We start from the raw sequence: 24,370 nt of genomic DNA, 5'->3' as shown, positions 1-24,370 counted from the left end.
TATATCTCCTCCCTACTAGTCATATTACGGTTTAAATATATGGCGTCATAGCTTAACCAATGCAAAAAAATAGAGGCAACCAACTTCATAAAGCTGGTTGCCCCCATTCTTACACTTGCATCGCTTTTTCTCTCAAAGCTCTTCTTAACAACTTACCCGTCGTATTCTTCGGCAATTCTGTTAAAAACTCTATGCTCATTGGCACTTTATATTTTGCTAAATGTAACGTGCAATAATGCATCAGCTCTTCTTCTGTTACGTTCGTTTGTTTCAGAACGACGAAAGCACGCACTGCTTCTCCTAAGTTTTCGTCTGGTACACCAATTACGACAACTTCAGCTACTGATTCGTGCGTATATAGTACCTCCTCTACTTCACGAGGGTAGACGTTATAACCACCAACTAGGACGATATCTTTTTTACGATCAACGATATAGAAGTAACCTTCTTCATCCATTTTCGCTAAGTCTCCTGTATATAGCCAGCCATCTTTTAATGTCGCAGCTGTATCTTCTGGTGCATTATAGTAACCCTTCATAACGTTAGGTCCACGAACAATTAATTCACCGACTGCGCCGACTGGTACGTCTTCCCCAAGTTCATTCACAATTTTATTTTCTACATGCCAAATATTTGTGCCGATTGACCCTGGTTTACGCGGGCGATCTAACGGATTGAAACAAGTAACTGGTGATGCTTCTGATAAACCATATCCTTCTGAAACAATTACGTCAAAACGTTTTTCAAAGTTTTGCAGAAGAGCAACAGGCATTGACGCACCACCTGAAATACAAAGACGAAGTGTCTTCACGTCTTCTGCGCTTGCTTCTTCAAATAAATATAAGTAATTGTACATCGTCGGTACACCAGCAAAAATCGTTGGTTCATACGTACGACAAATACGGAACACTTCTTTCGGACTAAACTTCGGTAACATTAAAATCGTTGCCCCGTTCACAATCGGTGCATTTACCGCAACTGTTAAACAGAATACATGGAACATCGGCAGTGCCGCAACGACGCGATCATCGGCCGTATATTGTAAATACGACGCCACATCGCTTGCGTTACTATATAAATTTTTATGTGTTAACATAGCACCTTTTGGTTTTCCAGTTGTGCCTGAAGTGTAGAGGATAACCGCTACATCTTCTTCATCTAGTTCCGGACCTTCGTAAGTCGCATCTCCAGTTCCTATAAAACTAGTAAACGTTTTCATTTTTTCGGTTTCTATATGATTAAAATCTGATGAGGTTTCGCATATGATGATGTTCTCTAGTGAAGGAAGTCTTGTTGTAAGAGATTGTATAACAGGTAGAAGGACGTCGAGTACGATGATTGTTTTTACATCTCCATTTTGTAAAATATAATGCATTTCGTCTGCTGTATAAATTGGATTAACTGGTATAACAGTTGCCCCGGCTTTCATTGTTCCGTATAAACCGACTAAAAAATGTGGTGAATTCCCAACAACTAATGCGACATTGTCCCCTTTTCCAATGCCCATTTCTGCTAAATTGCTAGAAAACCTTGTGACCATTTTGTTTAATTGGTCATATGAGACCGACTGATCCATAAAAACATAAGCCGGTTTATCCCCCTTCTTTTTTGCCGTTTCAGCCAAAGATTGAACGAGATTCACACAAACCCCACCTTTATAAAATTTAGAATATTTAAAAATTCTAAATTAATTATATTAAAAGAAAATTAAAGTGGCAAGTAATATCCTATTAACTGCATATACACGGCGTACTTCCTATTGAATAACTTTGGGAAAATATAGTGATTTCACTTACCAACAAATTATTAAACGAGGACAGAAATCATTTTAGGATAATATGCACCTATCTTTTCTGTAAGCTTTTCAAGTTCTTCTTTATTTAAACTTGTATGCTCTCCATACAAGTTTATCGCGTCCGCTCCATTTTCATGAAAGTACACTGTAACATATACTATCGGTAACCCTGTAGCGTCTTCATCTATAGACAAGACAACATCTGGTATTTTACCAACAGTACTAAACATTTCATTTCTTTTCCATTTCTTATTTTGAAACATAGTTTGTATATCATCTATCTTTCGTTTATTATCTGTATGCGTAAAATATATAACATTATCCTCCGCTGGTTTTCCGATAAACAAAATTGTACGACTTGAGGGCGATCCACTGTTACACGCCGTCATTCCGATGACGAAGCTGAGTAATAATACAACGTACATTACTCTTTTCATTTCGATCCGCCTCCTTTTGAATATATATATTCCTTTACGAGGGGCAAATGTCCTGTGATTTTATATTTTATGGTAAATGAAATTATATCAGCGCAACTCGATTTATATCGGCGATTTTCCAATTATATCAGCGCAACTCAATTTATATCGACTTACCGACAAAACCTGACAATCTACGCAAAAAGAAAGAGGCTGCCCATTATGGCAACCTCCCCCATTTTTAGAAGAATAAATGTAAGAAATCTTCTGTTGTAATATTACCGAAGTAGCGTGCGATATCTACGCCTTCTAAAGCTGTAGTGAATGCATCTTTATCGAACTGTACGCCTGTTAAGCGTTCTTCAATGTCATGAACATCTAGTGATCCGAAGAAGTCACCGTAAATTTTACATTCTGTTACTGTTCCTTTTTTCACTTCAAGACGAACGTCAACTTGTCCAACTGGGAAACGGTGCGAATGTTGTAAGTTGAACTTCGGAGATTTTCCGTAGTTCCAATCCCAATTACGATAACGTTCTTCAGAAAGTTTGTGTATTTCTTTCCAATCCGCTTCTGTTAATTCGTACGTTGGAATTTCTGTTTCACCTTCGAAAATGGTTTCTAGAAGAAGTTGTCTAAACTCTTCTGTCGTCATTTTTTCGTTTAAGAACTCTGTAATATTCGCAACGCGGCTACGGATTGATTTAATTCCTTTTGATTGAATCTTATCCATTTTTACTTTTAATGCCGATACGACGTGATCGATTTCAGAGTCAAATAGTAACGTACCGTGACTGAACATACGACCTTTCGTTGAGAACTGCGCGTTACCTGAAATTTTTCTACCCTCAGCTAAAATGTCGTTACGACCACTTAGCTCTGCATTTACGCCTAATTTACCAAGCGCTTTCGTTACAGGCTCTGTGAATTTTTTGAAGTTGCTGAAACTATCTCCATCATCCTTCGTAATAAAGCTGAAGTTTAAGTTTCCTAAATCATGATATACTGCACCTCCGCCTGATAGACGACGAACGACATGAATACCTTTTTCTTTTACGTAATCTGCATTAATTTCTTCTACTGTGTTTTGGTTTTTACCAATGATAATGGAAGGTTCGTTAATGTAGAACAGTAAATATGTTTCGTTAATATCTAAATTCTTCACACAATATTCTTCAATCGCTAAGTTTATTCTAGGATCTGTAATCCCTTTATTATCAATAAATAACATCGTATCACCTCATGAATTCCATACGTAGCCACTATGAGCTAACGTAATATGGCCACTGAAAATTTGTTTTGCTTCTGTTACTAAATCAGATGGGTTTCCTATATGCGGTAAGTGCGTTAATAAAAGTTCTTTTACATTCGCATCTTTCGCAATACTTGCCACTTCTGTACTATTCATATGCCCTGCTTTTGCAGCCTCTTGATGTGCATACATATTACACTCACAAATGAAAAGATCCGCATCTTTTGTGAATGGAATAAATTCAGGAATATAACTGGAATCTGCGCTATATACTACAGCGTTACTACCAGCTGTAATACGCATCGCAAAGCATGTAACAGGATGAACAGTTTTTAAGAATGAAATAGAAAACGGTCCAACTTGAAGTGTTTCTTCTGGGTTGTACGCGATTCCTTTCGTATGCGGTGCATGCGTTAAAGAATGGAATCCATTCTCGTCAAACGTATGACCGTATATTGGCAATTCCGGTAGTTGTCCCTTTGTCGCACTTGTAATTAATCTCGCATATTGCAATACCCCAATGTCTGCAACATGATCGTGGTGGTAATGCGAAAGTACAACTGCATCTATATGAGATGGTGTTATATATTTTTGAAGCTGTGCTAGTACACCACTACCACAGTCTACAAGTAAACGAAAACCATCGTGTTCAAACAAATACCCCGACGTTGCTTCTCCCGCTTCTGGAAAGCCGCCCCAAAAGCCGACAACAGTCATTTTCATATGTATCCATCCTTTCTAAAACCGAGTAGGAATGCAGTTTTTCTCCGTACTTGAGAAAGTTTTTTACTTACATCCTACATTGTTAACTATAATCCATTTCCTAAACTTTTTCATTAATTTTCAATTTGTTATAAAACAGTTGTTGACTTTTATTTTTTGTACTAATACAATGATAGTAAGAAATGGAAATGGAGGGATTGACATGATCGATCAACCAATGGAGTTTTTCAGAAATTTACCGACGAAAACTTGTGCGCACTGCGGGAAAGAAATTGATGAGCAGCACGAAGCATACCATAACAAATGTGATGACTGCGTTCACGAAGAGTAGTAGTTTGTGAACAGAAAAAAAACCTAGCAGACATAGTCTACTAGGCTAATAACATCGTATCCTTCATCGTTGAACCTTTCACCAAGAGCTCCAGTTCAAACTCATACAATTCTTTTTTACGATAATTTTTCGTATGGATTTTATCCATCATCAGGTCGACAACTTTTCGAGCCATTTCATCAATTGGCTGTTCAATTGTCGTAATACCTGGCTCAGTAATCTGCGATAAAATTTGATTATCAAAACCGATAACAGCGAGATCCTCTGGAATACTCCAGTTATGGCGCTTCGCCTCTGAGATAATTCCAGCTGCAACCTCGTCGCCTCCTGCCAAAATCGCGGTAGGATTTTTTTTGTCCTTTAATACTTCATGGAATATTCGCTTCCCATCATCCCAAGAGAAAGCGTTTTCAAGAAAATCAATCGCTTCTACTTGGCGGCTCTTCTCAGTTATTGCACGTAAAAAGCCCATTTTCCGCTGTTGGCTAACAACTTTGGTTTCGTTACCACGGCAAAAAATAAGATTACGATATCCTTGTTCTAATACATGATTGGCAGCTATGTATGCTCCTTGTGCATGATCAAATTTCACTGTTGGAACATTTGCTTCCTCAATATATTCATTACATAACACGATTGGACCGTGCTGTAAGTACGGCTCTACATCTTCCCACGGATTTTCTAGTGAACATAGAATAATCCCATCTACTTGTTTCGTAGATAATAATTGTAAATACTCCATCTCTTTTTCTGGTAAATATCTTGTTTGACAAATAATCAGTTTATATTTATGCTCAGAAGCAGCAATCTCGATTGCTTCAATAAATCTACTAAAAAAAGGATTTGTAATCCTTGGAACAAGCACCGCAATTGTTTCTGTTTTTTGTTTACGAAGCCTTCTCGCCGCAGAATTAGGAACGAAGCCTAAATGCTTCATTGCTAATTGAACCCTTTTTTTCTTCTCATCTGAAACATATGGATGATTATTGATCACCCTAGAAACCGTTGTCCTTGATAACCCCGCTAATTTCGCCACGTCCTCGATAGTCGACACGAAATTCTCCCCCTTTGCATGAAAACGTTTTCTTATCCTGATTATATAGTATATTATTGGAAACTGCAATATAGGTTGTTATGATTTTACTATATTAATATTATACATAGGGAAAAGTCTGTTAATAGTAGGGGAAAATGTATTACTTTTAGAAATTTACAGTGATCATATTTATAAAAATAAAGGATGATATTTCATGAATCGAACGGATCGTTTATTAGCGATATTAATTGAATTACAAAGAAAACAAACTGTTACAGCACAAAGTTTAGCTGGAAAATTTGAGACAAGTATAAGAACTATTTATCGAGATATGGATGCACTTAGTGAATCTGGTGTCCCAATTTTTGCAATGCCCGGCCACGGCTACTCATTAATGGATGGATATTTCTTACCACCCATTCAGCTTACCCCTGAAGAGGCTGTTACCCTTTTATTAGGCGGTGATTATATCGAGAAAACTTTCACTTCTTCTTTTTCTGCACATGCACAATCGGCAAAAGAGAAACTTGAGGTTATCCTCCCTACTGATCAAAAAAAGAAAGTTGAGGGGTTACGAGGTACTTTCCGTTTCCTTTCTCCTATATTTTCAAACCAGCAAGCCGAGCAAGAAAAACTAGAGAACCAACTTTTCTTGCTACAAGAAGCAATTCAAAACGAGCAAGCTATCTCTTTTTCTTATCGTAAGCCAAGAGAAACCACAAAAATAGAGCGGACTGTTCATCCTTACGGTTTAGTCAATATTTCAGGAATTTGGTACATCGTTGCTCATTGCTTACTTCGGAAACAAATACGTAATTTTCGTTTAGACCGTATGGATACATTACAGCAAGAACAAGAATTTTTCACAAAACCGAAGGACTTTTCTTTACAAAACTATAAGCCTGAAAGCAATCGTACTGTTACAATCCATTTATTGTTTCCATCTCATATTGCACATAAAATTATTGAGTCACGATACTTTTTTATAGATTCATACGAGCATAAAGATAATGGTTTCCATGTCTTTTTGAAATCAAGAAACATAGACGAAGTATTTCAGTGGGTATTAAGCTTTGGGAGCCAAGTGCAAGTACTTGAGCCAAAAATTCTTTCTGAGAAAATCCGTGATGAAGCAAAAAAAATGTTAAAACTTTAATTTCACTACTGACATAATGTTGTCAGTATCCCTCCTTTATAGTAGGTAGTAACAAATACATTTTCATAAAAAGGAGTTAACAATATGAATAAATTTGAGGAGTTAGCAACGTATTACATAGAGGAATTAGAAAAATACTCTATAGAGCAATTTAGGATGAAGCCTTCTAGTGAGGAATGGTCTCTCGGTCAAATGTATAATCATTTAATTGCTTCCACATACATGCAATTAGATGCAATCACAAAATGTAAAGGCGAAACACCATCAGTAACTAACAAAAAAACGGATATGGGTGAAAAAGTATATAAACTTGGTGCTTTCCCAGACATACAAATCAAAGTACCAAATCATCCTGGATATACGCCAGAAAATCCAATTAACAAAGAAGAAGTACAAGAGCGTTTTCTGAAATTAATTACAGTTGTTAAAGACATTGAACCAACAATTACTTCTATTCCAAGTGCTTATAAAGTCGAACACCCTGGGCTTGGTTACTTAAATGCGGCAGAATGGTTTCAGCTCATTTCTATGCATTTTGCACATCATCTTCGTCAGAAAGAAAGATTGGAAACAAAAGTTCTATAATTCTACTTCCCACATATCCTTACAGTTTAGATATTTCCTGCATAAATCCAGCCATGCTCGCTAATAAACTAGTGAAAACGAAAAGTGCAAGAATAAGAGGAATAAGTAATAACTAACTGTAAAGATGAAAAAAACACCTTCACAGGTGTTTTTTTCATCATAGAAATATCTTAAAATAGATATCTATTGTCATTTATTCAATTAAAAATCTTTGTTACATCATAACGCCATCATTTTTGAATGAATACCATTTTCCATTAATGAAATGTTTGCCCACTGCCATTGCACCATTGGATTGTAAATAGTACCATTTTCCATCTTTTTGTAACCAATTTGTTTTCATCGTTCCATCTTCATTCAAGTAATACCATGTGCCATTCACTTGTACCCAACCAGTTGTCATTGGGCCATCATAAAAGTAATACCACTTGCCATTGTAGTTTAACCAACCTTCATGATTCGCTCCACTTTTCTCATCAAAGTAATACCAGTCACCATCCACTATTTTCCATCCAGTCACCATAGATCCATCTGGATTAAAATACCATGAAGTGCCGCCTTCAGCTAGTTTCCCTGTACGCATAGCACCACTGTCATCGAAAAAGTAGCGCTTTCCTCCTTCATCTAACCAACAGTCTTTCCATCCATTTTCTGAACTTTTCATCGTGCCATTTGAGTTCAGATAATACCATTTTCCATTATCTTTTACCCAGCCTGTTTGCATTGTGCCGTCTGTATTCATGTAGTACCATTTTCCATTATCTTGTACCCAACCTGTTTGCATCTTACCACCTACAAAATAATACCAGCTTCCTTTATAGCTTAGCCAGTCATTATAACTAAGCCCCTTACCGTTAAAATAGTACCACTTATTATCAATTGAAGTCCAACCTATTGCCATTGATCCATCTTCGAGAAAATAATTGCCTGTATGATATTCCCCAATCCAAGCTTTCGTAAACATCTGCCCATTATCTGGATTTAAAAAATAAGTTTTCCCATTATATTCAAGCAATCCGTAATGTAGCTTTCCACCTTGATGTACATAATACCACTTTCCACCATACTGAATCCAACCTTCATTGGCATACATTGTACCGTCCGCTCCCAGTAAGTAACCCTCATATTGATATACAATATGACCTGTTTGCATTTTTCCATTACCATCAAAATAGTACCATTTTCCACCATCTTGTAACCAGCCTGTTTTCTTCATACCTTTTTGGTCATAGAAATACCATGTATCCCCTACTTTTACCCAACCACTTTGCTGAATTGTCTGCTCTGTTTTTGCAGTAGTCTGTTTCACATTATCTTGTTTTTCAGCATGTGATACCGCCGGAACTATAACCATAGCAGACATTAAAATTGGTAAAATAACTTTCTTCATTTTCTATATCCCCCAAATAATGAATAATTTTTGTTTTTATTTCCACAAACAGTATTATATTACGCTATTTAGATATAATCAATAGTTTTTGTAATATAATCGTAATATTTTTAAATAAAATAAAATAAAAGTATAATTAACGTCATTAAATTCACTTTTTCGTTACATTGTAGGTGATATTACACATCTATCAACTTAAAATATTACTTGTTCTAAAACGAAAAGGATGAGCCGAATTTTCAGTACTAACTATAAACAGGTGAAATTTTCATTATGTGGGGATGGGTATGTCGCAAAAACTCATAAATAAGTGCTTTTGTGTGGCTACATCTTCATAAAGAAAAAACACTCTTATAAGAGTGTTTTTTCCATAATTTTTTAGCATGAATTGAGCAGGCCCTTTTAAAAATAAAGAAGAGACATCTTAAGGTACCTTTTTTATGAATAATCAAGCATCAGACTCTCATTTCATTATAAATATATAAAATAACTTTTCACTATTTTCTATTTTGGGTCCTGACGTCAAAATACGGATATTGTACGTTGAGCAAATCTACAGCACTCATTAACTTCTATTTCCTGTTCGATTGTATTGCCATTTCAATTGGCCAGGGGGGATGTTCATTCCAAATAACAAATCCTTTTGAATTGCAGAGTTGACGAAGTGAATATCCTCGAAATTACTTCAAACATAAGACTACTAACGTGCAAAAAAATCCCCCTTCCCCATTACATTTATAACTCTTCCCACCTCGTCCAAACTTCTCTCCCGTTTATATGGTACATATTATCCTCCCGATTCATAAAGCCGTGCACGATAAACTCTCTTCTGATCGTACAAAAATCATCATGATATTGTTTTATGAACACATTCATTTCTTTCTCTGTATATTGATTTTCAACGTTTAACTTGCTAATCAAATGTTCTAATAACACTAACTTTTTCTTTTTCTGACCTAGAATCGATTTTAAACGATTCTCTTTATCGAAAAAGTTACGAATGTTCGTATCCCTAAATTTCATTTCGCTTTAGGTCATTTTGTTATCCTCCATCACTTTTTTTCTTTATCTTTTCACTTAAAATATCAATAAAGTAATATCCACCCATTAACACATAGTAGAACGTAAGTATTCCAAATGCATCTTTCATACTTGTATATACTTCTTTATCAAACAATATAGGTGAAAGGGCATAAACAAGAAAGATTATTAGCGGATTTACGATAAAATAATAAGTAAGATTGCCTTTCATCATATCAACTCCTCTACCCTATGTTTCTCTGTAAATTGTTGTAATTCCTTTTCTTTCGTTTCCATAGCTTTTAGAAAGATTTATAGATGAACTAAGGAAAAGATGCCCTCTATTAAAATAAAAAAGCACCAAAAAGGTGCTTTTATCTACGCTTCAACCGATTGATTTTCAGCAACATTTTTAAATTTTCGTTTGTGCATCAAAGTTAAGGAAGCGATCGTTCCAAGTGATAATACAACGATAAAGATCATGAGCATTCCTATGTTTTGCCACATAAAGTCAAAGTCTCCACTCGATACGACTGCTTTCAATCCTGATACAGAGTATGTCATCGGTAACCACGTATTAAATGGTTGTAAAAACTTCGGAATCAATTCTAGTGGGAATGTTCCAGCACTTGTTGTAAGCTGAATAATTAATGTGATGATGGCAATAAATCGCCCTGCATCACCGAATGCTGTTACTAAACATTGAATTAATGCGATAAACGCTAAACTTGTAACGATGCTAAAGAGTATGAAGTATGGAATGCTTTGCACTTCTACACCTAATCCGAACAGTAATATGACATCTGCTACTATCGCTTGAATAATACCGACTGATAGTAAAACGCCGAACTTACTAATAAACCAGCTAAATCCTGATTTTGGAACGCCGACTGTATCGCGTAATGGGTATACGATAGATAATAGTAATGCCCCAACGAATAAACCGAGTGATAAGAAATACGGTGTAAATCCAGTTCCGTAGTTTGGAACTTCCGCTAGTTTCTCTGTCTTCACTTTTACAGGGTTTGCAAACATATCATATGTTTTATCCGTCCCTTTCACTTCACCAGTTTTCTCTGCCCCTTCGCCAAGTTTCTCAGCAAGTTCACCTGAACCATCGTTTACTTTGACGAGGCCATCTGTTACTTTTCCTGATCCATCTGCTAGTTTATTTACGCCGTCGATTAGCTGTGTTGAGCCAGTTGATAATGTACTTAATCCTGTTGTCACTTGACCGGAACCATTTGCTAATTGCGTTATTCCGCCTGACATTTGGCCCGCTCCTACAGATAATGTATCTAAACCGCCTGTTACTTGGCTTGAGCCGTCTGCTAATTTCGTTACGCCTACAGATAATGTACCTAAACCGCCTGTTACTTGGCTTGAGCCATCCGCTAATTTCGTTACGCCTACAGATAATGTACCTAAACCGCCTGTTACTTGGCTTGAGCCATCTGCTAATTGATTTACTCCTGCAGATAATTGACCTAATCCTGCTGTCACTTTTCCTGATCCGCTTTGTAATTGCGTTACGCCATCAATTAATTGAACCGATCCATCTTTTAATTTATCAGCACCTATTTTTGCATTATCTAATCCCTCACCAAATCCATGAAACTTACTAACAAATTCATTTTGTGCGTTCGTTAGTTTCTCAACACCACCCGCCAGAGTTTTCACCCCTGCTGGATTTGGTAATGTGTTTTGCAAGCCACTTGTTTTTTGATCTATTTCGCCTGTTAATTGTTTTACTTCTTCATTTAATTTATTTGTTCCACCTGCTACTCCGGCAGCTTTTTGCTGAACTGTCGCTGTACTTTTTACAGCACTTGTTATGAATGGTTGTAACTGCTCTTGATATTCTTTTGGTAAACTTTCAATTTGCTTTTGTAAATTCGCTACCTCTTGCGCTGCGTTTTTGGCATCTCCTGCTGTTGATTGTGTAAGTTCATTTAACTGATTTACATTCGCCCCAGCTCCATCTATTTTCTCATTTACTGTATTCAATATAGAAGGAACTTTCGACTGCATTTCCTCTAAGCCTGCAGCAGACTTTTGTATGTTACTATTTAAATCTTGCAATCCCTTTTGAATTTCTTGAGACCCTTTTTCTAATTGACTTTTCCCTTCAGCAAGTTTTCCCATACCATTTGATAGATCAGTTGTTCCTGTTTTTAATTCACCGGATTTACTTACTAATTTGTTCAAGCCACCGGTCACTTTCTCAGACCCATCACGCAATTCACTTGTTTTGCTATTTAATAGATGTAAACCATCTGTTATTTTTCCGGAGCCGTCTACTAATTTCCCGATACCCACATTGCTATTTAGTGCATGTAAACCATCTGTTACTTTTCCAGAGCCATCTACTAATTTTCCGATACCTGCATTGCTATTTAATACATGTAAACCATCTGTTACTTTTCCGGAGCCATCTACTAATTTTCCGATACCTATTTGCATCTCACCTGTTTTGCCGTTTAACGTACTTAAACCTACTGTCACTCTTCCAGATCCATCAAATAGTTTCCCTACACCATCCTTCATCTCCCCAGACTTCCCTCGAAGTGTATGAAGGCCATCCGTCACTTTACTTGAACCATCATGCAGCTCACTTGATCCGTCATGTAGTTTATTTGCCCCTTCCGCCCCATCTGCTAATCCTTTCGAGACGTCTTGAATGGAATCAAACATTTTCTCTGCATATGTTTTCGTTAACGTACTTGATACTTCACCTTTAATTTTTTCAATGGCTGTTCCGCCAATTTGTGAAGATAAGAAGTTTAAGCTTTCGTTTGGAATGTATTCTAAGTTTAATGGTTTGGGATCATCTTTTAATAACGTTGTAGCGTTACTTGAGAAGTCATTTGGAATGCGTACTAGCATGTAATACTTTCTACCTTCCATTCCTTTTTTCGCTTCTTTTTCACTTACAAATTCCCATTTAAAACTTGTGTTATCTTTTAAATTATCAACGAGCCCTTTTCCGACCTCAATTGGTTTCCCATCAAATACTGCACCTTTATCTAAATTGACTACCGCAACTGGTAAATCATCTAACTGTTCATACGGATCCCAAAAGGCCCATAAAAACATACCTGCATATAAAATTGGCACGAATAATACCGCGATAATTGGAATTAATATTTTTTTACTTTTTATAATTTCAGTAAACTCTTTACTAAGTAACTGATTCCATTTCATCATTTCTCCCCCTTTTCTAAATGACCAAATTGTTCATTTGGTCATTTTCTCCCAAATAAAAAGGCTATACCTATTCATACATATGCCTTATTCCCGAATTTATACTATGCAACTGTTTCTTAATATGAAGTGAATATTTATATTATCCCTCCTAAAATAAATATATGACTACTTTGTTCAATTGGTCACTTTTTTTATAATAATAAAAGGATTATCTTAGTTTGACAATCCTTTTAATAAATAAAGTTCAAATAATTCTGCGATTTTTTCTTTTTCTAGCGGTTCATGATTTTTTTCCCAATCAAAAATAAGTGATACGTATAGGCGAAGCATAATAAATGCTGTAATTTCTGGGTCACATTTGCTAATTTCACCTTTTTCAATCGCAATCTTTAAATACGATTGAATAACAGAAACGATTTCCACATCAACTTGTTGCATCACTTCTTGTACTTCTTTCGTTCCCATATCGCGCTCTTCTTGAATTAATTTAATCATGAGCTGATGCTCTTTTCTAAATTCTAAGATGCTATATAATGCTTTATGTACATTTTCAAAAAATGAAACATCTGAACGAATTGCGTTTTCTGCAACTTGCTTCATTTCTGTAATTAAATTAGAAATAATTTCGCCAAATAGCTCTTCTTTATTTTTGAAAAAAGTATAAATCGTTCCTTTTCCTACATTCGCTAATTTCGCTACTTGATCCATCGTTGTTGCTTTATAACCGAACGCTGAAAAAGACTTTGTTGCAGCTTCAATAATAGAACGTTTTCGATCTATTGCCACATCATCACCTCCAAAAATGACCAATTGGATAATATAGTCAATCAGTACATATTTGATATTACCACACGCTCACATTCTATACAAGTTCTCTTTTTTAATTATTCCCAGTATGAAAAAATTCCAGTCCATTCATATAATACTGTCATAGTGTATCAGAAGGAAAGAGAAAAAGAAAAGGTATTCTTAAGATGTATAGATAAACCTTACTTAACGACAACAAATTTCCCTTTTTTCAAATAATCAAATAAAAAAACAAGAAAATCTTTACAATTAATAGTAATATAGAAAATAGACAAGTTTATCAAAATAGTGGAGGCTTTTTCAGTCATGATGCGTGCGCTTCGTTTAAGTATAAAGCAAGCTTTTTGTAATCGTGTTTCTTTAATTATTATGTTTAGTGGATTAGCTCTTATCTCTATCTATCATTATTATTATGTAATTCGTTATATTGGAGACGGAACGGATGCGTTTGTAACAACGGCTTTTAAATGGATTGGATTTCGCGACAATGAAATGGATGTTTATTTATTATTAATGCCAGTTATTGCAAGTCTCCCCTTTAGTACAAGTTACAACTCAGATAAATCAGATGGTTTTAAGACATTTATAAGTAAAGAAATTTCGTTACTTCCTTATTCAGTAACGAAATATATCGTTACATTTTTTTGCGGAGGACTTCTTTATACGTTTCCATTTATCTTATCATTATTATTTTGCAAATTAACCATTCCAAACGGAGCACCCGCAGCCGGTTCAGGTATTATAAATGACAACGGGATGTTCGCAAACTTATATTACGGCTCCCCCATCACTTATATTATTGTATATATCGGAATTAATTTTTTATTTGCAGGGTTAATGGCTCTTTTAGGACTTGCTGCATCTGCATGGTCACAAAAGGACTATATGGCGATTCTGTTTCCATTTGCAGTTACCTCCATTCCTTACGTCCTGCTCAATACGATATTCCCTACAATAGGCGGAGCACCTATTCATTTATATGATCCAAAGCAACCGTTACAGGGCATGTCATCGTATATATTAACGATACAATGTGCCTTCTTCTTCTTCTTCAGCCTATGCATGTATATAAAAGGCGTACAGCGTGATAGAAAAAGGTACAAAAGAAGATTGCAAAGAAGGGATCGGTGTAGAAAAGCGTTTCAAGCATAAAAACCTAATTTCCTCATGTCTTCTTGGAAATTAGGTTTTTTATTTATTATTCATTTAGGGCGTACCAGCCAATCCCCATAAAATAACAATAGCTACAAAATAAATCGCTTTAATAGCTACTACTAAACATAATAAAACAATTGCATATTTACTCAATTCTCTTCTTGCACCTATTAAAGTAAAAATCACTGCCAAGCTAAATGTTATATATGACGTTGTTGTATTTATTAAGTTATACGTAATATCTAAATTTTGCGTAAATCCTGTTACTTCAGCTATAAACTGAAGCATGGCGATACTACTAAAAAAGATTGCGATTTGATTCATTAATTTTCCATTTAGTTGTACCTGCATCGTTGCCCCCCCCTTTTTTTGAAACCTGAATATTCAATTAATTTTACCATGAATTTTACAAAAAAGAGTTTCTATATATAATCTTTTACAATTAGTTACACTCTATTTTCCAAATAAAATGACCACCGCTACGGTTTGCTTAAGAAACCCTAAAATTCCCCACAGAAATCAAGCTCTAAATAGCTAGATGCCCACCTCAAAATTCAGTGAATACAAGGAAGTCAGGTGGGAAATCAACTGCTCGTAAAAGCCCGATTGGTGAAGACTAATAATCGGAATAAAAGTGCACCTCCAATTGTTAGACCGTGTCTAACAATTGGAGGTGCACTTCATAATAATAGGTTTTTCTATAAAAAAACGAACAATACTTTACGGTGTCCCTGCCAACATCCATAAAACTACAATAACAACTATATAAATTATTTGTATTCCTATCGCCGAACATAAAGAAATAATTGCATATTTACTTAATTCCTTTTTCATACCCAATATAGTAAAAATCACAGCTAAACCAAATGCTGTATAAGTGATGCTCTGCCTTATTGTACCTAAATAATGAATACCTAGTGATTGCGTAAGACCTGTTACATCAGCTACAAACTGAATCAATATAAAAACACTCAAAAAAATCGCTAGTTGATTCATTAATTTCCCATTTAGTTGGGCTACCATATATCTACACCTCCCTTTCTATAAAACAGAATATTCGATTAATCACATCGTCAGATTACAAAAAAAGGAATCCCCTCTTTGTAATTAAATGACGATGCAAAAACAAAAAAAGAACGCTTAGTTACCTAAGCGTTCTCTCACTTTAAGAAGCTTTCTTCAAATCAATTTGAGCAAGTACTGGGTCGTGGTCGCTTACACGTCCATGCTCTTTCATAATGTTTGAGTTTAAGTGTACTGGGTCTACAACTGTGTGCGGTGCGATGTTGTTCGTTACTAAAATATGATCTAACACTTGTGCATTCCCTTCATGAATGTACGTGTAACGATTCTCTTTCGGCACAGTGTTTAGCATATCTTTTAAGATTGTTCCCTCTAATGCTTTTAGTGGTTTCGAGAACTCAAAATCGTTCATATCACCTAATACAACAACAGGTGCATTTGCATTCTTTTTCTGAATACCTTGTACGAAATGATTTACTTCTTGCGCTAATTGAATTCGTTTTTCTTCACTCTTTAATACGAGCGGCTGCACTTTTCCAAATGGCGTTGCATCTCCTAGTTTTGAGTTTAAGTGATTTGCAACGACAACAACGTTTTGTCCTTGGAATGTAAATTCTGCTGCTAACGGTTTTCGTGTACTATCAAATAATGCATTTTCGTCTCCAATACGAACTACATTTTTATCAAGTAACTTCGGTACTGTTGCTAATTTCACACGTGATGGGTTATAGAAGAAACCGACGCGAATATTAGCTCCAGGCGCTCCCCCGTCTTGATTGTTGCTTGGCGCAATTTCTACATACTCATACTTCGGTCCGCGAATTTCTAGAACTGCATCAATGATACGTTTTGCGCTTAATGAAGCATCTGTTGTCCCATCATTAATTGATCCATTATTATCTTGCATTTCCTCTACACCGATAATATCTGGCATTTTTAAATTGTATTTAATAGAATACGCTAACTCTTTTACTTTTTCGTCCGTCGTTTCTTTTTTATTTGCTGAGAAGTTTTCAATGTTATATGTAGCAACTGTTAATTTATCAAGACGTGGCTGAATATTTGCCCCTACTCGCTTAAACCCACCGTCCACTACAGATGGTAATTCCGTCACTGGCGAAATACGGAACGAACCGTAATCATATCCTACTACCCCTGTTATATCTCCTGTGAAAGTATCTCCTACTTTTGCTACATAATCACGAGGTACTTTTACAGAAAGACGCTCTGGGTTTAATTGATTTTCATCTAAAAGAGGTGTACCATATTTCGTTACTACTTTATCCCCGCTATTTTTTACTGTTACATATAAATTTCCGTTTTTCTGAGGTGCAATAATTTTTGGTGTTGGCATCGTAACGCGCATACCTTCTATACTTTCATAAAAGTCGATTGCATCTTCATTTGAATCAAATAAACCGAATGCATCATTATCGATAATTTGATCAGGAATTTTCACACCGTTTTCTCCGAGTACGATGGGTGCTGGTAAAGGTTGATCTTTTGCGATTACAGCAACGCGACTCGCCTTAATTTCCGTCGTTGTTAAGTCTGTTTCAAACCTTTCTGCATATCCAGGCCCAACATATTCTTCTACTTCTCCATCAACTTGAATAAGGTCTCCAACTGCTACATTTGCATCTTTTTTGTATACGTACATACCTTCTGAAGTAGCTGGATCATTATCCGGTTTATTATCTTCTATATAAAAACCATTTTTATCAAGCGCTGTTACAACGCCTTCCACATTGTTTACTTTCTTCCCTTTGTAAGGAGAAATATGTGATTTCCCTTGAATATCATGAATACGAACTGGTTCATTGTTTACGATAATAAATGAAAATGTCGAAATCGCTGAAGAAGTAAGACCTTCTTTTTCTGCGATTGCTTTCACTACACTATTTTCATTCACTACAATTTGTCCGTTATAGCGAACACTTTTATTTGTAGGATTAGAACCATCTAACGTATAGTAAATTGTTGCTCCTTCTGTATTCGTTGTTAATGTTACCGCTGTTCCTTTCGCAACTTCCCCGCCCCCAGGTGAAGCCACTACATCGCTAACACGGTTTTGTTCTTCCCCTTGAAACTTATGCGCTGTTACTGATTTTAAACCCGGACTACTAAAATATAATTCAAGCGTCCCTGTTAAGCTAACTTTCTTCCCAATATTTTCAGGATGATCTTTCACATTCACTGCCGATCTCACATCGCCTTTTGGCAACTGAACAGGCATGATTTTATCTGGATTTGTTTCGTTTGGTGAATCGGCAATTGCCACATTTGTGTCGTCAAACTTAGCCGGATCCTTCGTGTACTTAGAAGGACTTTGCGTATATCCGACAATATATCCTTCCACTATCCCCTTCGTTTTTCCTTGCTGCTTGAATACTTGAATTGCTTTTTCTACCGACATAGAAGTAGTTTCTTCTGCTTGTGCTAAAGTTCCAGTAAATGATAGTAATAGTAATAATGATAAAAAGACACTTAACAATTTCTTCACAGCTATTTTCCTCTCCCTATTTCATATTTTCTCAGCATATCTATCATAACAAATGATTCGTTATATAGAACTATATTTCGACAAGTTTTACAAAAAATTAATCTCAGCTATACGTTTAAAACAAAAATTACTTATGCTAAAAACAGATGGAATATGTAAGGTACAAACTTCTATTTTCCAATAAAAAACTACCACTTCATTAGGAAGTGGTAGTTTTTTATACATTCAAAGCATCTCGTTCACATTCTACTATTTTTTCAATATGTGATAACACACGTTGCGCTACCAACTCACCTTGCCCAATACAATCTGGCAGACCAGAACCAGCGTAAGAACTTCCAGCTAAGTACACACCTGGCAATTCTTTCTCCATAAATGTTGTAAGCTTTTTCATTCGCTCGTTATGACCTACTGTATATTGAGGCATCGCTTCTTTCCAGCGGCTTACGATTGCAAACTCCGGGTCCTCTATAATATCCATCGTCTTTCGTAAGTCTTCTAGTACGAGCTGAACGAGTTCCTCTTCTGTTTGTTCTACAATCGCTTCATCACCAGGGCGTCCAACGTAACAGCGAAGAAGTACCTTACCTTCTGGCGTTGTATGCGGCCATTTTTTATGTGTCCACGTACATGCTGTAATGGAGAAGTCACTATTTCGTGATACGACAAATCCCGTTCCATCAATATCGCGCTGAATGGCTGATTTCGGAAAAGCAAGTGCTACATTCGCAACTGATGTGGACGGAATGTTGCGGAAGAAACGAAATTGTTTATACTGCGCAAACATAGAAGGCAATACTTTATGTGAGCTTGCCACTACGATGGCGTCCGCTTCTATTTCTTTTCCGTTACTAAGAGTAATCGTGTAACCATCCCCCAGTTTTGCAACTTTTTCAATGCGAGTTCCCTTTATTATCGTACCTTCATGCATCTTCACTTCGAGAGATTCTACTATAGATTCTAAACCTGTTTTCACCGTTTGGAAGATTCCCTTTTTCGGTTCAGCCTTCTCTTCTTTCGGAGCGAGCGTACGCATACCGAGTGAAATACTGCGATGTTTCTGCTCAATTTGATACATTTGCGGGAAGGTCGACATTAAGCTCATTTCATCAATATCCCCTGCATAAATACCCGATAGTAATGGTTCTATTAAGTTTTCAACCACTTCGTTTCCGAGGCGATGTCTGAAAAACTGCCCGAGTGATTGGTCAGATACTGGTTTTGATCTAGGCATTAACAGATCAAAACCAGCTCTTAATTTACCAATTGGGGAGAACAACCTGGAAAATAGAAACGGCGTAATTTGCGTTGGAATTCCCATCATTGATCCACTCGGCATTTTATGTAACCGATTGTTTACGAGAATAAATGATTGACCGGCCCTATTATTTACAAGTTCATCGCCAAGACCTAATTCTCTCACCAATCTAGACGCACTTTCTTTTCGTGCTAAAAAAGAATCCGGTCCGCGTTCAATTGTAAATCCATCTTTTCGAACGGTTTGAATTTTCCCGCCAAGTTTACCCGATGCTTCTACAAGTAATGTATCTATCGGCAAGTCCTTCTCACGAATGTCTTTTTGTAAGTGATACATAGCTGTTAATCCTGTGATACCACCGCCGATGATCACAACTTTTTTCCTCAAGCAGGCTCCCCCTTTCTTCTTACAATACAGATTCTTTTTTCTTTAATACAACATCCGTTAAGCAATCAATGAATGCATCCGATGCGTTTGGCATTTCTGGACGATAATATTTCGCGCCAATTTCATCAATCACCACTTTACACTCAAAGTCATTATCATATAAAACTTCTAAATGTTCCGCAACAAATCCAACTGGTGCATAAACAAATGAAGTATAACCGTACTTTTCATTTAATTCTCTCGTTAAATCTTGTACATCCGGACCGATCCAAGGATCTGGCGTGTTTCCTGCACTTTGCCATCCTACTGCATAGTTTGCTACTTCAGCGCCCCTTGCAATATAATCAGCTGTTTCATTTAATTGATCTGGATATGGATCGCCGAGTGCGATAATTTTCTCTGGTAAGCTGTGAGCAGATACGATTAATACTGCTTTTTCACGTTCTGCTTCTGACATACCGTTATATATACCTTTCACTGCATCGACCCAATACTGGATAAACTTCGGTTCTTTATACCAGCTATCAATGCCATGAATTGTTAAGTTTCCAAGTTTCTCAGCTTCTTCTTGCGCTCGTCCAACATATGATTTCACGCTAAATGTAGAATAGTGAGGCGCAAGAACAAGTGCGATTGCATCCTCTATTCCATCGTTATGCATAGCTTGTACCGCATCTTCAATAAACGGTTCAATATGTTTTAAACCAAGATACATGCGGTACTCTACTTCATCTTGTATTTCATTTAAACGCATTTCTAACTTTTTAGCTTGCTCTAATGTAATAGTAGCTAAAGGAGAAATACCACCAATTGCACGGTAACGCTCTGTTAAATCTTCTAGCATTTCAGGACTTGGCTTTCTTCCTCTGCGAATATGTGTATAGTAACGTTCAATATCTTCTTCTTTATATGGCGTTCCGTATGCCATTACAAGCAAACCAATTTTCTTTTTCATACAGCCAATCTCCTTTACTTCGCTAACTGTTCTTTAGAGTACTCATGAATAAATGTAGTTAAACGTTTTAATGTATCTGGATTTACTTCTGGGAATACACCGTGACCTAAGTTAAAGATATAACCCGGCTGCTTCATCCCTTGATCTAAAATACCTTTTACATGTTCTTCAATAACAGACCATGGTGCAAGTAAGAACGAAGGATCCATATTACCTTGTACCGCCTTATGAACGCCGCGTGCACGCGCTTCTTCAATCGGTAAGCGCCAGTCTAAGCCGACTACATCAAGCGGTAAGTCGTGCCACTCATTCACTAAGTGTGCAGCTCCTACGCCGTGCATAATCATCGGTACACCCATCGTACGAACTTCTGCAAAAATACGTTCCATTGCTGGTTTAATAAATACGCGATAATCTACTACATTTACTGTTCCAACCCATGAATCGAAAATTTGAACTGCTTTTGCTCCTGCGTTAATTTGCGCTTTTAAATATGTAATAACCATATCAGCAAGCTTATCCATTAAAGCGAACCAAGCTTTCGGCTCTGCATACATAAACGCTTTCGTATTATGGTAGTTACGAGATGGACCGCCTTCAATCATATAGCTCGCTAATGTAAATGGAGCTCCTGAAAAACCGATTAACGGTACGTCTAACATTTCTGTCGTTAATAAACGAATTGTATCTAATATGTATGGTACGTCATCTTCTGGATTGATTTCCCCTAGTTTTTCTACGTCTTGTAAAGAACGGATTGGATTATCAATTACTGGTCCAATACCAGATTTAATTTCTACATCCACACCAATTGCAGGTAGTGGTGACATAATATCTTTATAAAGAATTGCTGCGTCTACGTTATATTGATCAACTGGTAACTTTGTAACGTAAGCACATAACTCTGGATTGTGTGTAATTTCAAATAAAGAATATTTTTCTTTTATCTTTCTATATTCCGGCTGCGAACGACCTGCTTGACGCATATACCATGCTGGTACATACTCTGTACGTTCCCCCCTACATGCTTTTAAAAATGTCTCATTTATAGTTCTTACCAAGACCCTTGCTCCCTTCCCTACCAATGCTTTTGCTTTAAATACGTTCTATTCCGATATTTATCTTTTTTTACTATACAGCTTGTAAAAACAAAATGCATAACATTATGTACGTTGTTCATGAAATTGACACAAACATTCGTAAAACCGCTTACTATTTTCACAACATTCTTATTATAACACAGAGAAAATCTACGGTTTAGCTACTTTTGACTTTTCTCCTTCACGGTTCGTTTGTGTGTTAAATGGCACAACGTAAAAACTCGGTTTTGAGAATATGTTAATAAACTTTTCCTCATATTCTCCGACACCTGTTACAGTACTCACATGCGTATGAATTCCGTTTTCCACTCTATAAATTCGATACATAATTCTTTCATCTGGAAGTGGTGTCCAGTTTAATTTTGCTTTAAATAAACCGAAAGGACTAAATGATAGTTTCATCTTTACATCTTCAATCTTGCGTAAACGAATTGGGGCACCAATCGTTTCTACACCTTCTGGCTGCATAAACTTTTCTTTCTGTTCTACATTTGCCTTCGTTAAAATTTTCTTAAATAACTTCGTTGCAGCTGCACTTTCGCCTTGCAATTTGTGCTCTTTATCCGTGTGATCATAGCCGACCCAAACTGCTCCCACTAAATTCGGCGTATATCCAACAAACCACATATCCCTTGCTCCATTATCATCATTAGGAATTGAAGTGGTACCCGTTTTTCCAGCCAACGCACCGTTATAGACACCTACTTTGGCTGTCCCTTCCTTTACAACTCCTTCTAACATTTTCGTCATATACCATGCTGTTTGTTTCGAGAAGACTTTCGTCTCTACTTTTGGCGATTCTCCAATGACTGCGCCGTGTCTATTTAACACTTTATCAATAACATGCGGCTCAATAATATTGCCGTTTGCTAAAAATGCACGATACATTTTTACAAGATCAAATGGTGAAACACCGTTTTTCAGCCCGCCAAGCGCTGTACTTAACCCAGTATCTGCAATATGAACTTTTCCTTTCTCTAAATATTGCTTTCCTTCTTCGACCCCTAACTCATTTAATAAAGAAACTGCCGGTACGTTTGCTGAATCTAAAATCGCATCATACATCGTCATTTCTTTCGTATATTGACGATTGTAATTTCGAGGTTCATAACCTTCAAAAGAAGCTTTGTCATTTGTTAATAACGAATACGGATTATACTTTTTCGTTTCTAATGCTGGTGCATAGACGATAAGTGGTTTCAGAACAGAGCCCGGTTGCCTTTTTGCAAAAATACGATTAAATCCTCTCGGGACATACTTTCTTCCGCCAATCGCAGCTTTAATCCCGCCCGTACGATTATCCATTAATAAAAATGCACCTTGCGCCCCATTTTCTTTACCAGGGAAATTTCGCGCATCTTGAAACTGGTTATACGCCACCTTTTGAATCTTTTCATCCATCGATACGACAAACGTATATCCTCCGCGAAGTACTTCTTGATGAGACAATCCGTATAAACGAGCCGCTTCATCTATGACCATATCAATATACGGCATATATGCGAGTTCATTCTCATCTAAGTTTTTATATAGAGCAATTGTCTTTCCTTGATAGCGAACGCTTTCTTCAGCAGTCAAATAACCTTGTCTATGCATAAGTGACAATACGAGATCACGGCGCTCCTTACTCTTCTCTGGAGAGAAATACGGTGAATATCCGTTTGGTGACTTCGGAAGACCTGCAAGCATTGCCCCTTCTTCTACTGTTAAATCTTCTACATTTTTATTAAAATACAACTTTGCTGCAGCTTGAATACCGTAAGCTCCATGTCCAAAATAAATATGATTCATATACATTTCAAGAATTTGTTGCTTCGTATATTTTTGCTCTAATTGAAGGGAGATTGCGACTTCCTTCAACTTACGCGTAAATGTTTTTTCACGAGTTAAAAAGACATTTTTAGCAAGTTGCTGCGTAATCGTACTACCGCCTTCGACCTTCTCTCCAGCTAACGTGTCTTTATAAAGAGCACGGAATATTGACGGATAATCAATTCCTTGATGCTCATAAAAACGAGAATCTTCCACCGCAATAAACGACTGCTGCACGTATTTTGGAATTTGCTCGATTGGTACGAGGTCTCTATTTTCTACGTATAATTTCGTAATTTCTTTCCCTTTCTGGTCAACGATACGTGATGAAGAGTGGAAAACGAGCTGCTTTTCATCCATCATATAGCCACCAGCTAACACAATAAGTTTATAGATTACAATCGCTAATACAAGCGTCGCTAACCCACCTAATAAAGTCCACTTTACTTTCTTCATACA

21 protein-coding genes and 1 pseudogene are annotated in these 24,370 nt (G+C 36.6%); 4 read left to right on the top strand and 18 right to left on the bottom strand.

What is annotated here, in order from left to right; translation table 11 throughout:
* Positions 1–109: 109 nt before the first annotated feature.
* The 4 genes from JDS92_RS09630 to JDS92_RS09615 form a co-directional block, all read right to left on the bottom strand.
* A complete protein-coding gene (locus JDS92_RS09630; protein ID WP_001055192.1) occupies positions 110–1,642 on the bottom strand; it encodes a fatty acid--CoA ligase family protein in 1,533 nt (510 codons plus the stop codon).
* A 164-nt stretch (positions 1,643–1,806) separates the two neighbouring features.
* Complete coding sequence (locus JDS92_RS09625; RefSeq protein ID WP_199631873.1) at positions 1,807–2,232, bottom strand: hypothetical protein; 426 nt, start codon at positions 2,230–2,232, stop codon at positions 1,807–1,809.
* 220 nt (positions 2,233–2,452) lie between these two features.
* A complete protein-coding gene (locus JDS92_RS09620) occupies positions 2,453–3,442 on the bottom strand; it encodes a lipoate--protein ligase (protein WP_087970743.1) in 990 nt (329 codons plus the stop codon).
* Between the two features lie 9 nt (positions 3,443–3,451).
* Complete coding sequence (locus tag JDS92_RS09615) at positions 3,452–4,186, bottom strand: MBL fold metallo-hydrolase (protein WP_000784684.1); 735 nt, start codon at positions 4,184–4,186, stop codon at positions 3,452–3,454.
* A gap of 202 nt (positions 4,187–4,388) precedes the next feature.
* Here JDS92_RS09615 and yhfH point away from each other — a divergent pair, with 202 nt between their 5' ends.
* A complete protein-coding gene (gene yhfH, locus JDS92_RS09610) occupies positions 4,389–4,517 on the top strand; it encodes a protein YhfH (protein WP_000567010.1) in 129 nt (42 codons plus the stop codon).
* Positions 4,518–4,557: 40 nt separating this feature from the next.
* Here yhfH and JDS92_RS09605 read toward each other — a convergent pair whose 3' ends face one another.
* A complete protein-coding gene (locus tag JDS92_RS09605) occupies positions 4,558–5,571 on the bottom strand; it encodes a LacI family DNA-binding transcriptional regulator (protein WP_000103728.1) in 1,014 nt (337 codons plus the stop codon).
* A 196-nt stretch (positions 5,572–5,767) separates the two neighbouring features.
* Between JDS92_RS09605 and JDS92_RS09600 the strand changes: the two genes are divergently transcribed.
* Both JDS92_RS09600 and JDS92_RS09595 read left to right on the top strand, forming a co-directional pair.
* On the top strand, positions 5,768–6,709 hold the full coding sequence (locus tag JDS92_RS09600) for a helix-turn-helix transcriptional regulator (RefSeq protein WP_097958838.1): 942 nt from the start codon (positions 5,768–5,770) through the stop codon (positions 6,707–6,709).
* Positions 6,710–6,793: 84 nt separating this feature from the next.
* The gene (locus tag JDS92_RS09595) at positions 6,794–7,294 is read left to right on the top strand and encodes a DinB family protein (protein WP_199631872.1); all 501 of its coding nucleotides are present in this window, start codon (positions 6,794–6,796) and stop codon (positions 7,292–7,294) included.
* 19 nt (positions 7,295–7,313) lie between these two features.
* Here JDS92_RS09595 and JDS92_RS09590 read toward each other — a convergent pair.
* The 6 genes and pseudogenes from JDS92_RS09590 to JDS92_RS09565 all read right to left on the bottom strand — a co-directional run.
* Positions 7,314–7,400 (bottom strand): annotated as a pseudogene (locus tag JDS92_RS09590) (YknW family membrane protein); the annotation flags it as partial.
* A gap of 108 nt (positions 7,401–7,508) precedes the next feature.
* Positions 7,509–8,684, bottom strand: a complete 1,176-nt coding sequence (locus JDS92_RS09585) for a glucan-binding protein (RefSeq protein WP_199631871.1) — start codon at positions 8,682–8,684, stop codon at positions 7,509–7,511.
* Positions 8,685–9,419: 735 nt separating this feature from the next.
* Positions 9,420–9,707 (bottom strand): DUF2087 domain-containing protein, encoded by a 288-nt coding sequence (locus JDS92_RS09580; RefSeq protein WP_141523551.1) that lies wholly within the window; start codon positions 9,705–9,707, stop codon positions 9,420–9,422.
* 19 nt (positions 9,708–9,726) lie between these two features.
* Complete coding sequence (locus JDS92_RS09575) at positions 9,727–9,939, bottom strand: hypothetical protein (RefSeq protein WP_001986098.1); 213 nt, start codon at positions 9,937–9,939, stop codon at positions 9,727–9,729.
* 143 nt (positions 9,940–10,082) lie between these two features.
* Positions 10,083–12,908 carry a YhgE/Pip domain-containing protein gene (locus JDS92_RS09570; RefSeq protein WP_199631870.1) on the bottom strand — a complete coding sequence of 942 codons (2,826 nt, stop codon included), beginning with the start codon at positions 12,906–12,908 and terminating at the stop codon, positions 10,083–10,085.
* Positions 12,909–13,124: 216 nt separating this feature from the next.
* Positions 13,125–13,697, bottom strand: a complete 573-nt coding sequence (locus tag JDS92_RS09565) for a TetR/AcrR family transcriptional regulator (protein ID WP_000963370.1) — start codon at positions 13,695–13,697, stop codon at positions 13,125–13,127.
* A gap of 327 nt (positions 13,698–14,024) precedes the next feature.
* Between JDS92_RS09565 and JDS92_RS09560 the strand changes: the two genes are divergently transcribed.
* Positions 14,025–14,870, top strand: coding sequence for a hypothetical protein (locus JDS92_RS09560; protein ID WP_000984181.1), 846 nt, complete (start codon positions 14,025–14,027; stop codon positions 14,868–14,870).
* Positions 14,871–14,924: 54 nt separating this feature from the next.
* Here the strand turns inward: JDS92_RS09560 and JDS92_RS09555 are convergent, their stop codons facing one another.
* The 7 genes from JDS92_RS09555 to JDS92_RS09525 all read right to left on the bottom strand — a co-directional run bounded on the left by JDS92_RS09555 (position 14,925) and on the right by JDS92_RS09525 (position 24,367).
* Positions 14,925–15,224 carry a hypothetical protein gene (locus JDS92_RS09555; protein WP_001198068.1) on the bottom strand — a complete coding sequence of 100 codons (300 nt, stop codon included), beginning with the start codon at positions 15,222–15,224 and terminating at the stop codon, positions 14,925–14,927.
* 369 nt (positions 15,225–15,593) lie between these two features.
* On the bottom strand, positions 15,594–15,896 hold the full coding sequence (locus JDS92_RS09550) for a hypothetical protein (protein ID WP_000226526.1): 303 nt from the start codon (positions 15,894–15,896) through the stop codon (positions 15,594–15,596).
* 142 nt (positions 15,897–16,038) lie between these two features.
* On the bottom strand, positions 16,039–18,405 hold the full coding sequence (locus tag JDS92_RS09545) for a DUF6359 domain-containing protein (RefSeq protein WP_199631887.1): 2,367 nt from the start codon (positions 18,403–18,405) through the stop codon (positions 16,039–16,041).
* A gap of 211 nt (positions 18,406–18,616) precedes the next feature.
* On the bottom strand, positions 18,617–20,044 hold the full coding sequence (gene hemY, locus JDS92_RS09540; protein ID WP_199631869.1) for a protoporphyrinogen oxidase: 1,428 nt from the start codon (positions 20,042–20,044) through the stop codon (positions 18,617–18,619).
* A 19-nt stretch (positions 20,045–20,063) separates the two neighbouring features.
* A complete protein-coding gene (gene hemH / locus JDS92_RS09535) occupies positions 20,064–20,999 on the bottom strand; it encodes a ferrochelatase (protein WP_199631868.1) in 936 nt (311 codons plus the stop codon).
* Between the two features lie 14 nt (positions 21,000–21,013).
* Complete coding sequence (hemE, locus tag JDS92_RS09530) at positions 21,014–22,060, bottom strand: uroporphyrinogen decarboxylase (protein WP_070172836.1); 1,047 nt, start codon at positions 22,058–22,060, stop codon at positions 21,014–21,016.
* Between the two features lie 189 nt (positions 22,061–22,249).
* The gene (locus JDS92_RS09525) at positions 22,250–24,367 is read right to left on the bottom strand and encodes a transglycosylase domain-containing protein (RefSeq protein ID WP_199631867.1); all 2,118 of its coding nucleotides are present in this window, start codon (positions 24,365–24,367) and stop codon (positions 22,250–22,252) included.
* Between the last annotated feature and the right edge of the window lie 3 nt (positions 24,368–24,370).

Source organism: Bacillus cereus group sp. N12, assembly GCF_016483575.1.
Lineage (GTDB): Bacteria > Bacillota > Bacilli > Bacillales > Bacillaceae_G > Bacillus_A > Bacillus_A toyonensis.
The sequence above is the reverse complement of the archived record's forward strand: the minus strand, read 5'-3'. Positions and strand labels throughout refer to the sequence as shown.

What these genes read in the sequence shown, in the direction of transcription:
- JDS92_RS09625 (WP_199631873.1), bottom strand. Translation starts at nt 2,232, where the DNA reads ATGAAAAGAGTAATGTACGTTGTATTATTACTCAGCTTCGTCATCGGA.
- JDS92_RS09620 (WP_087970743.1), bottom strand. Translation starts at nt 3,442, where the DNA reads ATGTTATTTATTGATAATAAAGGGATTACAGATCCTAGAATAAACTTA.
- JDS92_RS09615 (WP_000784684.1), bottom strand. Translation starts at nt 4,186, where the DNA reads ATGAAAATGACTGTTGTCGGCTTTTGGGGCGGCTTTCCAGAAGCGGGA.
- yhfH (WP_000567010.1), top strand. Translation starts at nt 4,389, where the DNA reads ATGATCGATCAACCAATGGAGTTTTTCAGAAATTTACCGACGAAAACT.
- JDS92_RS09600 (WP_097958838.1), top strand. Translation starts at nt 5,768, where the DNA reads ATGAATCGAACGGATCGTTTATTAGCGATATTAATTGAATTACAAAGA.
- JDS92_RS09595 (WP_199631872.1), top strand. Translation starts at nt 6,794, where the DNA reads ATGAATAAATTTGAGGAGTTAGCAACGTATTACATAGAGGAATTAGAA.
- JDS92_RS09585 (WP_199631871.1), bottom strand. Translation starts at nt 8,684, where the DNA reads ATGAAGAAAGTTATTTTACCAATTTTAATGTCTGCTATGGTTATAGTT.
- JDS92_RS09580 (WP_141523551.1), bottom strand. Translation starts at nt 9,707, where the DNA reads ATGAAATTTAGGGATACGAACATTCGTAACTTTTTCGATAAAGAGAAT.
- JDS92_RS09575 (WP_001986098.1), bottom strand. Translation starts at nt 9,939, where the DNA reads ATGATGAAAGGCAATCTTACTTATTATTTTATCGTAAATCCGCTAATA.
- JDS92_RS09570 (WP_199631870.1), bottom strand. Translation starts at nt 12,908, where the DNA reads ATGAAATGGAATCAGTTACTTAGTAAAGAGTTTACTGAAATTATAAAA.
- JDS92_RS09560 (WP_000984181.1), top strand. Translation starts at nt 14,025, where the DNA reads ATGATGCGTGCGCTTCGTTTAAGTATAAAGCAAGCTTTTTGTAATCGT.
- JDS92_RS09555 (WP_001198068.1), bottom strand. Translation starts at nt 15,224, where the DNA reads ATGCAGGTACAACTAAATGGAAAATTAATGAATCAAATCGCAATCTTT.
- JDS92_RS09550 (WP_000226526.1), bottom strand. Translation starts at nt 15,896, where the DNA reads ATGGTAGCCCAACTAAATGGGAAATTAATGAATCAACTAGCGATTTTT.
- hemH (WP_199631868.1), bottom strand. Translation starts at nt 20,999, where the DNA reads ATGAAAAAGAAAATTGGTTTGCTTGTAATGGCATACGGAACGCCATAT.
- JDS92_RS09525 (WP_199631867.1), bottom strand. Translation starts at nt 24,367, where the DNA reads ATGAAGAAAGTAAAGTGGACTTTATTAGGTGGGTTAGCGACGCTTGTA.